This window comes from Pseudomonas syringae group sp. J309-1 (assembly GCF_032582135.1).
Taxonomy (GTDB): domain Bacteria; phylum Pseudomonadota; class Gammaproteobacteria; order Pseudomonadales; family Pseudomonadaceae; genus Aquipseudomonas; species Aquipseudomonas quasicaspiana.
In genome coordinates this window covers 1-12,380 of sequence record NZ_JAWHNU010000033.1, presented here as the reverse complement: position 1 = coordinate 12,380, position 12,380 = coordinate 1, and the positions used below count along the sequence as shown (strand labels likewise).

Sequence of the window (12,380 nt, the reverse complement as noted above, 5' to 3'; positions counted from 1 at the left end):
AGGCGAGCATTATAGGCCCAGAACCGGCTGGCATGAAGCAAACAGAAGAAGGGAAAGAGAGAAGACGACGAATTACGGAGGGATGCTGCTTTTTGGTGCGAATAAATCGGGAGAATGTGGGAGCTGGGCTTGGTCTGGGCGGCATTCCGACGATAAGTCTGGACTCGATTCACTTTTGATCGCGTCGACCTTATCGTCGGAATGCCGCCCAGACCAAGCCCGGCTCCCACAGTACAGCGTTCCAACTTGAGGCCTGGGTTGCCGGCCTATACAGCTACTTAGTGGAACAACACCGCAGTCTTCTGCAGAGTGATCCAGACGCCCCACGCCAGCGGGATGCCTACAGCCAGCCAGGCGGCGATAGCCAGTGGTTTGCTGCCCGGATCGGCTTTCCACTCAAGAACAGTGGTGTGATCCGCGCCTTTATCCATACCGTAGGATTGCTCAACGGCCAGTTCTTCATCAGTCATGAAGTACTTGTCGGCCACCGGACGAACCAGCAGGTTGCAGATGAAGCCCAATACCAACAGGCCTGCCAGGATGTACAAGGTCATATCGTAAGCATCGGCACGGGCAACGCCGTGGCTCAGCTGATATTCACGCAGGTAGTTGACCAGAACCGGACCGAGGATGCCCGCCGCAGCCCAGGCAGTCAGCAGACGACCGTGGATCGCGCCAACCATTTGCGTACCGAACAGGTCAGCCAGGTAAGCCGGAACCGTCGCGAAACCACCGCCGTACATCGACAGGATCACGCAGAAGGCCGCTACGAACAGCGCGACGCTGCCCATGTGGCTCAGGCTTGGTACCAGCGCGTAGAGCAGGAAGCCCAGAGCGAAGAACACGAAGTAAGTGTTTTTACGACCCAGGTAGTCCGAGAACGAAGCCCAGAAGAAGCGACCACCGATGTTGAACAGACTCAACAGACCGGTGAAGCCCGCAGCGATGGCAGCGATCTGGCCCAACTGAACAGCATCAAGCTGGTTGAACGCCAGGTCGAGGCCCAGCAGTTTACCGGCGAACACTTCCTGCAGCAGCGGCGAAGCCATGCCGAGAATACCGATACCTGCCGAAACGTTGAGGCACAGCACCAGCCATACCAGACGGAATTGCGGCGTTTTCCAGGCCACACTTACGTGTACATGACGGTTGGTGATCATCGCGTTGCTGGCTTTCTTGACCGGTGCGGTCCAGCCTTCTGGTTTCCAGCCGGTTGGCGGAACACGGTAGGACAATGCGCCACCGATCATGAAGATGAAGTAGATCACCGCCATCACCACGAAGCTCTGCCAAACGCCCACGCCTTCAGGCGAAGCGAAATGGTTCATCAACGCTGCGGCCAGTGGAGCACCTACCATCGCGCCGCCACCGAAGCCCATGATCGCCATGCCGGTAGCCATACCGCGCTTGTCCGGGAACCACTTGATCAGGGTCGAAACCGGCGAGATATAGCCCAGCCCGAGACCGATACCGCCGATCACCCCGGAGCCGACCCACATCAGCCATATCTGGTGGGTATAAATCCCTAACGCAGATATCAGCAGACCACCACACCAGCACAATGCCGATACAACACCGGCCTTACGCGGGCCTGCGTGTTCCAGCCAGCCACCCCAGATGGCAGCCGAACAGCCCAGGAAGATGAAGAACAGGGTGTAGATCCAGCCCAGCATGGAGATGGGCCAGTCGCAGGCAGACGAGAAAATCTGTGCGAAGAAGCTCATATCAGGTGCACAGGCTACTGGAGCCTTGATGCCAACTGCCTTGGACAACGGCAGCCAGAACACGGAGAAGCCATACGCCATGCCGATGCACAGGTGGATAGCCAATGCCGCAGGTGGTACGAGCCAGCGGTTGAAACCCGGCTTGGCGATGATGCGCTCTTTGGACAAGAACGCAGGCTGTGCGGGTGAACCGCCCAACGCAGTGCTTGTACTCATTGTTATATCCCCAGAAAAGATGCTCACAAGGTGTCGACGTTCCACCCACAGCCTCCGTGCACGCAGGCAACGACCGTTTTATCGGCAGAGTTCCCGAATACGTGACAAATAGACGCACCGGATTAACGAACGGCGCGAGATTATCACCTGTCAATTAAAAAAAGGCGTTTTGACATCACTTTTTTTGACGCCAGCGCTCTGCCTCTTGTATTTAGGGCACAATCGCCGGTGCCGCCCGTCGCCAGAGGACATTTCATGCCTATCGTCGTTGAGTTTCTCCAGTCGGCCACCTATCAGGATCAGGCGGACTTGCAGAAGATTTACCGGGACGCACCCTCCTGGTTGTTCACGCCTTTTGCTGACGCGGTGCAACTGATCGAAAGCTGTCTTGAGGAAAATGCGCTCGTCGTTGCTCGCTTCAATGACCGACTGGTGGCTGCCGCCCTACTGAAACGTCACGAGGTGACCTGGGAGCTGTCGCACTTATGCGTGCGTAGCCCGACGCGCCGGAGAGGTTTCGCCGAACAATTGATCAACGAGGTGCAAAAGTCGGCCCGACAGTCCGGCTGCGAGCTACGCTTGCTGGCAACTGCCGAACCTCCCGAAGTCCAGGCTCTGGCGGCCAAACTTCAGATGTCGCTCGTGCTCTATTAGCCGAAAAAGCTGAACAGGGTAGCGCTTGAGGCATCCAAAGCCCTGCACCTGCGTCAGGAGGTTATACTCGCGGGCAAATTTTAAACGTTCGAATACAAGGACTCGCCCATGAAAGCGTTCGGCAAAATCCTGGGACTTTTTGTTCTCGGGCTGTTGCTGATCATCGTGGCTCTCGGCTTTGCCCTGACCCATCTGTTTGATCCCAACGACTATAAAGACGAGATTCGCCAACTGGCCCGTGACAAGGCGCACGTTGAACTGACACTCAACGGTGATATCGGCTGGAGCCTGTTCCCTTGGCTCGGCCTTGAGCTGCACGAAGCCAGCGTCGCGACCTTGAACAACCCGACCAAGCCCTTTGCCGATTTGCAGATGCTGGGCCTGTCCGTTCGTGTACTGCCGCTGTTGCGTCGCGAGGTGCAGATGAGCGACGTCCGCGTTGAAGGCTTGAATCTGAGCCTGAGCCGCGACGAAAACGGCCATGGCAACTGGGAAGACATTGGCAAACCGGCCACCCCTGACGTAGCCACCAGCACGCCGCCGTCAGATGGCGAACAGGCTCCGGCAGTCAAACCGGACAAGCCTTCCCAGCCGATCAAACTTGATATCGACAGCCTCACCGTGAACAACGCCCGGGTGGATTACGTCGATGCGAGCAAAGGTCAGTCGTTCACTGCAGAAAGCATTCAGCTCAGCACCGGTGCCGTTCATGAAGGCGCTGACATTCCGATCAAACTGACCGCATTCCTTGGCACCACTCAACCCGTGATGCGCGCCAAGACCGAACTGGTTGGTCAACTGCGTCTGGATCGCGCCCTCAAGCGCTACCAGTTTGGCGACATGCGTTTGTCCGGCGAAGCATCGGGCGAGCCATTGCAGGGCAAGACGGTAACCTTCGCTGCACAAGGCCAGCTCTTGGTTGATCTTGCGGCAAACGTCGCTGAATGGACCAACATGAAGTTGTCCGCCAACCAGCTACGCGCTCTGGGCGAGTTCCGCGCCCGCGATCTGGACAAAACCCCGCAAATCAGCGGCGCAGTGTCCGTTGCACCGTTCGACCTGCGGACGTTCCTCGACAGCGTTGGGCAGCCACTCCCGGCCATGGCAGAAGGCAGCCTGAGCCAGGTGGGCATGATCACCCGCATCAGCGGCACGCCAAACAGCGTGGCACTTGAAGAGCTGAACCTGAAAGTCGACGACAGTACTTTCACCGGCCGTGTCGCTATTGAAGACTTCGCCAAGCAGGCGCTGCGCCTGCAACTCAAGAACGACACCTTCAACGCCGATCGCTATCGCCCCGCGGAAAGCGAAGAGAAAAAAGGCGCGAGCGCGGCACGCAAGTCTGAAGTACAGAACAGCGAAGCCGCTGCCGTCGCTGGCGCGGGCACAACACCGCTGCCGGACCAGCCGACAAAAGCCGCCTGGAGCACCGCCAAACTGCTTCCTCTGGAGCGTATGCGCAAGCTTGATGTAGACGCCGACGTCAGCTTCGGCGCTCTTACTGTTGAGAAGCTGCAAATCCAGAATGCCGTACTGAAAACCCAGGCCCTGAATGGCGAGGTCAAGGTCGACAGTCTGCGCGGCGATCTCTACGGCGGCAACTTCGAGGTCAAGGGCAATCTTGATGTGCGCCCCGATGTGCCGTTGCTGAGCTTGCAGACGCGAGTCGACAAGGTCCCGGTCGAGCGCTTCCTGCAAAGTCAGGATCAAAATCCGCCCGTCAGAGGCTTGCTGACGCTCAACAGCAATCTGACTGGCAAAGGCAACAGCGAAAAAGCCCTGATCGACAGCCTGAACGGTACGGCCAGTTTCATGCTCACCAACGGCGTGCTGGTTAACGCCAACCTTGAGCAACAGCTTTGCCAGGGCATCTCGATACTCAACCGCAAAACACTCAGCGGTGAGCCTCGCGGCAAGGACACGCCTTTCAGGCAGCTCAACGGCAATCTGGTGTTCCGCAACGGCGTGGCCAACAACCCCGACCTCAAGGCCCAGATTCCAGGCCTGACTGTCAACGGCAATGGCGATGTGGACCTGCGCGTGCTGGGCATGAACTACCGCGTCGGCATCATCATCGAAGGCGACAAAACCGAAATGCCCGACCCGGCCTGCGAAGTGAACCCTCGCTACGTGGGTATCGAGTGGCCCGTGCAGTGTCGCGGCCCACTGGAACTGGGCGCCAAGGCTTGCCGTCTCGACAAGGAAGGCCTGGGCCAGATCGCCGCGAAAATGGCGGGTGACAAGATCGGCGAGAAGATCGAAGAAAAACTCGGCGACAAAGTCAGCCCGGAATTGAAAGACGCACTGCGCGGACTTTTCAAACGTTAAAGAAGCCCCCTCTGTAGGAGCTGCCGAAGGCTGCGATCGCGATCTCATGACAGACCGATTTCGCAGCCTTCGGCAGCTCCTACAAGGCTTAACCCCCTATAAAAATCAGCCAAATCAAAACCGGATCAGCAATGCAACCCGAGCAATTTTCCAGCGCTGTGCTTGATTGGTACGACCGCCATGGGCGACATAACCTGCCCTGGCAGCAAGGCATCACGCCATATCGGGTCTGGGTGTCGGAAATCATGCTGCAGCAAACCCAGGTCAGCACCGTACTGAATTACTTCGACCGCTTCATGGATGCCCTGCCCACCGTGCAGGCATTGGCCGAAGCGCCCGAAGACGAAGTGCTGCATCTGTGGACCGGCCTGGGCTACTACACCCGGGCGCGCAACCTGCAGAAAACCGCAAAGATCGTGGTCGCGGATCACGACGGCGAATTCCCGCGTGACGTGGAAAAACTCATCCTGCTGCCCGGCATCGGCCTGTCCACCGCCGGGGCTATTGCCAGCCTGAGCATGGGCCTGCGCGCGCCGATCCTCGACGGCAACGTCAAACGCGTTCTGGCGCGTTTTACGGCCCAGGAGGGTTATCCGGGGGAGCCGAAGGTCGCAAAACAACTGTGGGCCACCGCAGAGCGCTTCACGCCACATTCAAGGGTGAACAACTACACCCAGGCGATGATGGATCTCGGCGCCACATTGTGCACTCGCAGCAAACCGAGCTGTCTGCTATGCCCGCTGGAATCCGGTTGCGAAGCGCATTTGCTGGGTCTGGAAACTCGCTACCCCATCCCCAAGCCGCGCAAGGAAGTCCCGCAAAAGCGCACGCTCATGCCAATGCTTGCCAACCGCGACGGCGCGATTCTGCTTTATCGCCGTCCTTCTACCGGTCTCTGGGGCGGCCTGTGGAGCTTGCCGGAGCTGGATGACTTCGATGACCTTCAGCATCTGGCAGTGCAACACTCGCTGGAACTGGGCCAACATCAGGAGCTCCCAGGGCTGGTCCATACTTTCAGCCACTTTCAGTTGAGCATCGAACCGTGGCTTGTCAGGGTCGAGGAGTCGGCTCATCACGTGGCCGAGGCCGACTGGCTCTGGTATAACCTCGCCACCCCGCCGCGCCTGGGCCTTGCTGCCCCGGTGAAGAAGCTGCTGAAACGCGCAGCCGACGTATTGAACGCAGGAGAGTCGTCATGACCCGCACCGTAATGTGCCGCAAGTACAAAGAAGAACTGCCAGGCCTGGAACGCGCCCCATACCCTGGCGCCAAAGGTGAAGACATCTTCAACCACGTCTCACAGAAAGCCTGGGCCGACTGGCAGAAACACCAGACCCTGCTGATCAACGAAAAGCGTCTGAACATGATGAATGCCGAAGATCGCAAATTCCTCCAGACCCAGATGGACAAGTTCCTGTCCGGCGAAGAATACGCGCAGGCCGAAGGCTACGTTCCCCCCGAGAAATAAAGCGTTTCAAGCAGTGCGGGTCGTAAGCGACGGTAATAATTCAGATTTTTTTAAAAACATGCTTGACGACCCCCTGAAAAACACGTCTAATGCGCCCCGTTGCCCAGATAGCTCAGTCGGTAGAGCAGGGGATTGAAAATCCCCGTGTCGGCGGTTCGATTCCGTCTCTGGGCACCACTAATTGATTTCAGGTGGTGCAAGCATCACCTGAAAAATAAAGAAACCCGCCTAGTGCGGGTTTTTTTATGGCTGCGGTTTGCCGCCTGTAAATCGTAAAGCCTCACTCTTGCTCCCCCCTGCGTCTTCCCCTCAAGCCCTCCTCCCTATCGGGAAAAGCCACACGCCAGAAACGGAATGGACTGACAGCAAAATCCGGTCGTGCTCCGTATTCTGCTGGCCAGATTCATCGTCGCGCAATTCACCAAGCGAGGATCAAGCTGCAACCAACTATCGATATCGGTCCAGAGCATCAAAGAAATGGATGACATTGAGCTAATCAGGCTGCGCAAATCCTATGCAGGCGAGCTTTCATTTGAGGGGAAGGAGACCAACCTTGCCTTCAAGGTAATAGCGTTCCGCCCGGTCGATGAAGAAGGGTTGAGCATTCCGGGCCTGACCGTTGAAATCCACTTGCGAGTGGGCCTGACTGCGGACCGGTGCAAATATACGTTCACACTGTTCCGGCTGAGCAGGCAGAAAAAGCGGCGCATCTACCAATTGGAAGTCGTGCCAAAAGCAAAGCGATCACACAATGGGCCGCCACGGCTCTTTGGCCCGCACGAGCACCTTGGAGAATCCAAAATCCTGCCTGTACAAAGCGATATGGACTGCACAAACTACGTCGGATGGCTGGAGTTTTTTTGCACTAGAGTGAATCTCGCATTGGACGCGGCGATGCCCTTCCCATTTGGTGACGATAATGGAATGTAACTGGCTGATGAATAATCTGGGTTTTGAATGCAGGTCTGTTCAGGGACGGCATCACGGATCTGTGCTCGAGGTCGACACGTCATTCTCATTCTCAGATGGTGAGCCGGTTGCCTTCTACGTAATTGAGCACGGTAATGCGCTGGTACTTAGTGACAACGGCGACACCCTTGCGCACCTGACGGGGGTTGGCCTTGCTGTCGGCGACAAGCGTCGCTGGGCATCAATTCGTAACCGACTCGAGCTTTTCGAGATGGGTATCAGCGACGACGGAGAGATCAAGGCGTCCGGCCCCAAGGATAATGCATCCAGGCTTATAGCTCGCTACCTTGAGGGCATTCTTTCTGTCATTAACTATGAGAGGGAGTCGCTCTGCGCACCGGTTGACACCAATACCTTCATTGACGAAGTAGCGATGCTGTTACGCCAATGGAAACCGAACGCGAGGCTAACGTTAAATCCCAAGGTTCGAGGCATGTCCCAACGCGAACATCACTTTGATTTCCAACTCGACAACTTACTGGTCGATGCCATCAACCCGAACGCTAACGCCACAGGCGGCGTGATGCGCAAAGCCGGCGATGTCATCAGCAGTCCATACTCCGGCGGTCAGGATCTATTGGTCATAATTGACGACCGGGTTGACAGGGCGCTAGCCACTACGGAATGTGGAATCGTTTCGTCGCTAGTGAAAGCTGTTTTGTTTACTGACCTTGAGAAAAGAGGCCCCTCTTCAGAGGCGCAGCACTAAAGACCGGACTAGCAAGCTCCCGCTTAATAAAAGCGGCTGACGCACATCGCGACGAGGTAACGCGCCTTTAACCGGATAGCTTTCAGTCGATAACCCCGACGGGCTGTGGTCGCTCTTTAGGGGAATGAACGTCAGCGCCGCCAGCAACGAGTCTCTCTGCGTGCGGATGCTGTAAAAAAACACAGACCTTGGTGATTCACACCGTTCTGCGCTTCAATAGCGGCCTGTCATAACTCGCCGCAACAGGACTCATGCTCATGGCTTCGCCAGACAAACAGCAAAAACGCGCCCAACGGGCGAAAGCCAAGGCCAAGCAGAACCGCTCGCAAAAGCAGGGCAAAAAAGTGGTGCACCCGATTTTTGCATCGCCGCTGGTCGACCAGCCTTTCGATGACGTCGACATTGATCTGAGCACGTTCGACTTCAAAGACATCGTGGAAAACGGCTTTGATCCGGCTGACTTCGACGACCTGTTCCAGACCATGAAGCAAGCGCAGTCCATCAGCCAATTGGCGATGTGCGCCGTGTTCCTGCAATACCCGGTCCTTGCGCTGGTCATTGCCGAGGAAGACGAAGAGCAAGCCACTGACTTCATGATGGGCCTGCTGATCACCTACCGCGCAATGTTCCACGATGAAGACGAAGATGCCGCCATCGAATGGATCGGCAGCCCTGCCTTCCAGGCTGATTACAACGAAGCGTCGCGGTTGTTGATGGTGCGAGACCAGAAGGCTTCGTGATCCGAACCCAGAGCCATGGTTGTGTAGGAGCTGCCGAAGGCTGCGATCGCAGTGTGCCAGAAGAAATACTTTCGCAGCCTTCGCCAGCTCCTAGAGCAGTCTCGCACAGCAAAACCTCCCATGCCGAAACAGCAATAAATCATTCGAAAACTTGAAATTGTGGCAAGCCTCGGTCTGCTCTAGATTCGAGGCAACAATCACTGTTGCCAGGTATTCCGAATGCCCCGTCCTGATGAGCTTGTGGAAAAAACCGCTGTTGAGTTGCGCCGCCTGATTGGCAGCAAGCAGATTTCACCTGTGGAATTGATGGACGCGTGCATCGAGCGCATCGAGCGGATTAATCCTTACGTCAATGCTGTGACCGCCACCTGCTTCGATCAGGCCCGTCAGCAGGCGCGCGAAGCCGAGCAAGCGGTGTTGTCGGGGCAACCTCTTGGCTTGCTGCATGGCTTGCCGATTGGCATCAAGGATCTGGAAGCCACAGCGGGTCTGCTGACCACCTACGGCTCGCCACTTTACCGCAATAACATTCCGGCCAAAGACAACACACTCGTAGCCAGACTGCGAGCCGCCGGGGCGATTGTCACCGGCAAGACCAACGTGCCGGAAATGGGCGCAGGTGCCAACACCCGTAATGACGTCTGGGGCGCCACAGGCAACCCGTTCAACCCTGAACTCAATGCAGGAGGCTCATCGGGCGGCTCGGCTGCTGCACTCGCCACCGACATGCTGCCGTTGTGCAGTGGTTCGGACACGGGCGGCTCATTGCGCATCCCCGCAGCGAAATGCGGCGTAGTGGGCCTGCGCCCCTCTCCAGGCCTCGTACCCAGCGAGCGCCGTCTGCTGGGCTGGACACCCATCTCGGTCGTCGGCCCCATGGGGCGCACAGTGGCTGACACCCTGCTGCAACTGCAGGCCACGGCCGGTTTCCACGTAAGCGAACCGCTGAGCTACGAGGTCGACAAAAACCTCTTCAGCGCGCTGCCAGACGTTGACCTTGGCGCCTTGCGTGTCGGCTACACCGAAGACTTCGGCTGCTGCGACGTGGATGACGATATTCGTCAGGTGTTCCGCCGCAAAATCGACGCTTTGCGACCGTTGTTTCGCAGTTGCGATGAAGTGCAGATGGAGCTCGGTGAAACGGATCGTTGCTTCGACGTTTTAAGGGCTGAAAGCTTTGTGGCAGGCACTCGCGACGCATATCTGCGAGATCCTAACTCCCTGGGCGAAAACCCGCGCGCCAACTACGAAATGGGTATGCGGATGACCCTGGAAGACTGCGCTTGGGCCGCCACGGAACAGACCCGGATCTACCGCCGCTTCCAGGCGCTGTTCGAGGACTACGACCTGATACTGTCGCCCACCACGCCTGTGTCGCCATTCCCTTGGCAAGACCTTTACCTGAAGAGCATCAATGGCAAAGAACTGGCGAATTATTACCGCTGGCTGGCCCTGACCTATGTCGTCACACTGGCGACCAACCCTGCCCTGTCGCTGCCATGTGGCGTCGACCACAAAGGCATGCCATTCGGCCTGCAAGTAGTGGGCGCATTCCGCGCTGACGCCTATCTGCTGGCGTGTGGCGAGCAGATCGAGCGGGCGACCGCGAGCACCCCGGAACTGCAACGCCCGAGGCCGGACATCGACAAGCTGGTGCAGAGCCGAATTGACCTGAAATCCATCGTCACGGCGCCGCCGCTGGCTTCGGGTGAGACAGGGACAGTGAGTACAACCGAGGCGTCATCGGTTTAAACGCGGGACCTGTAGGAGCTGCCGAAGGCTGCGATGGCGGTGTATCAGGAGAAATGCTTCGCAGCCTTCGGCAGCTCCTACAGAAAATGCATTTCAACCCATTGATTTGCATTTTGCTGAATGAGAATGAGCTTGCTCGCGGTAGCGTCAATTCAGGCGATAAATTCGTGAGTGAAGAAACCAAATCACGAGCGCCAGCACAATTCACGTGGGAGCGAATTCATTCGCGAAGGGGCTGGGACATCCGCAGCCTCTGTGCCGCCTGAAATATAGCTTTCCCGAATAAATTCGGTCCTACCAGTCTTTCGCTGTATCAAACAAATAAATCACGACTAATGTCAGCCTGCAAAGGCCACTTTCGCGTGCGCACTATCCTTTCGGATAAACTTTCAGTTTAAGGGTTGATTTTCTAATCAGAAAAAGATTACGTGCAGTCACACCTCAAAAACGGAAAAGAATAAATACATGTAAGAAACATCCTACAAATAACGCTTCACATCAAAGAACCTTCCTACCTGCGGAATAAATTTCCCGCGCGGATTCGTTCGAATTCAATAACACAACTTCAACCGACTATATTAAGCGAGAACATTATGAAAAAGACATTATTGGCATCCCTTGTCATTCTGGCGCTGGCGTCACAAGCTGAAGCTGCGTGCCTGACTATCAGCAATCCTTACTCGGGTGTTATCCCTGCAAATGACACCGTAGTTTCCTATGGACCGGTCACAATCTCTAACGGACCGACCTGCCGTTCGGTTTTGATCGTATCCAGGGTTCGATCCGCAAATGGAGGTTTTGCCCCGATGATGCGAATTGAAAAACTGCAAGGCGGGCAGTGGCAGGAAATAGCCAAATCTTCCAGTGGACATATCGGACAGACTACAACGGCGGGCACTTTCAGGATCAGGCATGAAAATCCTTTGCAGACACCTTGGGCTTACAGCGGCAGCGTAGCCATAACACGATAAACTGCCTGTCAATGCGCCAGAGCAAGGGCGAAGGCGCATTGATCTGCAGGTCATGCCTGCTCGTTGATTGAGGGAAGGTTCTGTGCAGTTTTTATCAAATACGACAGTGCAGCCACCACGTGATTCGCATTACCAAGGCCACCCAGAAGTTGAATTGCATGCCTATCATTCTTCAACCCCTCCTTGACGGAAAAGTTAATATGATTTTGAAGCTGCTCGTAAATCAAGGGAATAGCGTTGAATTTCACGTCGCGATTTCGTGATTGTCCGTCAAATCCTGAATCCATATTTCCTTGAGACAAATATGAATACACAGTGTTATCGTTCAAACCCAGATTATTCAGCCCCGCACATAAACTACTCAATTCTCGCGTACTGATTGAAGTCATATACAGCCCCTCGAGAAGCGATTTGAGACCGTCGAGATCCACAATCCCGACATTCCTCATGATCTCTCGCGCAGCCTCGTCATCATTTACCGTGTATTCGTTCTCTACCATCTCTGGTTGTTTTATTTTGAATACATATTCCATTGGCACATAGGTGATTGAACCCGCACCGCTGATATTAATAGCCATCTTCATTTCCTTTTTGAGACAGATCAATATCTATATCGGCAAAAGAATGAATCACGCGCAGTTATATATCAGCCAATCTGAATGCCGGACTGGCCAAAGATGTAACTTAAGTTTCCTGGCAGCATTAAAACACTCACACTCCCATCGACAAGGAAACGACCTCCTAAACGCCCCCACAAAAAAGCCCGCATTGCTGCGTAATGCTGTTCACTTAAGCGGAGCAGCCTTACGGTCCACTGGGTACCGGGTTTTAGAAATCTTCACCGTCCTT

General features: G+C 55.8%; 11 protein-coding genes and 1 tRNA gene. 10 read left to right on the top strand and 2 right to left on the bottom strand.

What is annotated here, in order from left to right:
* Positions 1–278: 278 nt before the first annotated feature.
* A complete protein-coding gene (locus RX972_RS17615) occupies positions 279–1,940 on the bottom strand; it encodes an OFA family MFS transporter (RefSeq protein ID WP_027901316.1) in 1,662 nt (553 codons plus the stop codon).
* Positions 1,941–2,195: 255 nt separating this feature from the next.
* Between RX972_RS17615 and RX972_RS17610 the strand changes: the two genes are divergently transcribed.
* From RX972_RS17610 to RX972_RS17565, 10 genes are all read left to right on the top strand, one after another.
* On the top strand, positions 2,196–2,594 hold the full coding sequence (locus RX972_RS17610) for an acetyl-CoA sensor PanZ family protein (protein ID WP_316877470.1): 399 nt from the start codon (positions 2,196–2,198) through the stop codon (positions 2,592–2,594).
* A gap of 108 nt (positions 2,595–2,702) precedes the next feature.
* Positions 2,703–4,922 (top strand): AsmA family protein, encoded by a 2,220-nt coding sequence (locus RX972_RS17605; protein ID WP_316877468.1) that lies wholly within the window; start codon positions 2,703–2,705, stop codon positions 4,920–4,922.
* A 131-nt stretch (positions 4,923–5,053) separates the two neighbouring features.
* A complete protein-coding gene (gene mutY, locus RX972_RS17600) occupies positions 5,054–6,121 on the top strand; it encodes an A/G-specific adenine glycosylase (protein ID WP_316877466.1) in 1,068 nt (355 codons plus the stop codon).
* Positions 6,118–6,390, top strand: a complete 273-nt coding sequence (locus RX972_RS17595) for an oxidative damage protection protein (RefSeq protein WP_027901312.1) — start codon at positions 6,118–6,120, stop codon at positions 6,388–6,390. Before mutY ends, RX972_RS17595 begins: the two co-directional genes overlap by 4 nt.
* A gap of 101 nt (positions 6,391–6,491) precedes the next feature.
* Positions 6,492–6,567: transfer RNA gene (locus RX972_RS17590), tRNA-Phe, on the top strand.
* 201 nt (positions 6,568–6,768) lie between these two features.
* Entirely contained in the window at positions 6,769–7,320 is a 552-nt protein-coding gene (locus RX972_RS17585) for a hypothetical protein (protein ID WP_316877462.1), read from the top strand.
* Positions 7,321–7,327: 7 nt separating this feature from the next.
* The gene (locus tag RX972_RS17580; protein WP_316877460.1) at positions 7,328–8,068 is read left to right on the top strand and encodes a DUF1828 domain-containing protein; all 741 of its coding nucleotides are present in this window, start codon (positions 7,328–7,330) and stop codon (positions 8,066–8,068) included.
* A gap of 257 nt (positions 8,069–8,325) precedes the next feature.
* Complete coding sequence (locus tag RX972_RS17575) at positions 8,326–8,808, top strand: hypothetical protein (RefSeq protein WP_316877458.1); 483 nt, start codon at positions 8,326–8,328, stop codon at positions 8,806–8,808.
* 219 nt (positions 8,809–9,027) lie between these two features.
* The gene (locus RX972_RS17570) at positions 9,028–10,560 is read left to right on the top strand and encodes an amidase (RefSeq protein WP_316877456.1); all 1,533 of its coding nucleotides are present in this window, start codon (positions 9,028–9,030) and stop codon (positions 10,558–10,560) included.
* Positions 10,561–11,153: 593 nt separating this feature from the next.
* Positions 11,154–11,531: a hypothetical protein gene (locus tag RX972_RS17565; RefSeq protein WP_316877454.1), complete on the top strand. Its 378-nt coding sequence runs from the start codon at positions 11,154–11,156 to the stop codon at positions 11,529–11,531.
* A gap of 50 nt (positions 11,532–11,581) precedes the next feature.
* Here RX972_RS17565 and RX972_RS17560 read toward each other — a convergent pair whose 3' ends face one another.
* Entirely contained in the window at positions 11,582–12,109 is a 528-nt protein-coding gene (locus RX972_RS17560) for a hypothetical protein (protein ID WP_316877452.1), read from the bottom strand.
* Positions 12,110–12,380 lie beyond the last annotated feature (271 nt).

Bases quoted from the DNA above. Each gene is read 5' to 3' on its own strand.
- RX972_RS17580 (WP_316877460.1), top strand. From the start codon at position 7,328: ATGAATAATCTGGGTTTTGAATGCAGGTCTGTTCAGGGACGGCATCAC.
- RX972_RS17570 (WP_316877456.1), top strand. From the start codon at position 9,028: ATGCCCCGTCCTGATGAGCTTGTGGAAAAAACCGCTGTTGAGTTGCGC.
- RX972_RS17565 (WP_316877454.1), top strand. From the start codon at position 11,154: ATGAAAAAGACATTATTGGCATCCCTTGTCATTCTGGCGCTGGCGTCA.
- RX972_RS17610 (WP_316877470.1), top strand. From the start codon at position 2,196: ATGCCTATCGTCGTTGAGTTTCTCCAGTCGGCCACCTATCAGGATCAG.
- RX972_RS17595 (WP_027901312.1), top strand. From the start codon at position 6,118: ATGACCCGCACCGTAATGTGCCGCAAGTACAAAGAAGAACTGCCAGGC.
- RX972_RS17560 (WP_316877452.1), bottom strand. From the start codon at position 12,109: ATGGCTATTAATATCAGCGGTGCGGGTTCAATCACCTATGTGCCAATG.
- RX972_RS17575 (WP_316877458.1), top strand. From the start codon at position 8,326: ATGGCTTCGCCAGACAAACAGCAAAAACGCGCCCAACGGGCGAAAGCC.
- RX972_RS17615 (WP_027901316.1), bottom strand. From the start codon at position 1,940: ATGAGTACAAGCACTGCGTTGGGCGGTTCACCCGCACAGCCTGCGTTC.
- mutY (WP_316877466.1), top strand. From the start codon at position 5,054: ATGCAACCCGAGCAATTTTCCAGCGCTGTGCTTGATTGGTACGACCGC.
- RX972_RS17605 (WP_316877468.1), top strand. From the start codon at position 2,703: ATGAAAGCGTTCGGCAAAATCCTGGGACTTTTTGTTCTCGGGCTGTTG.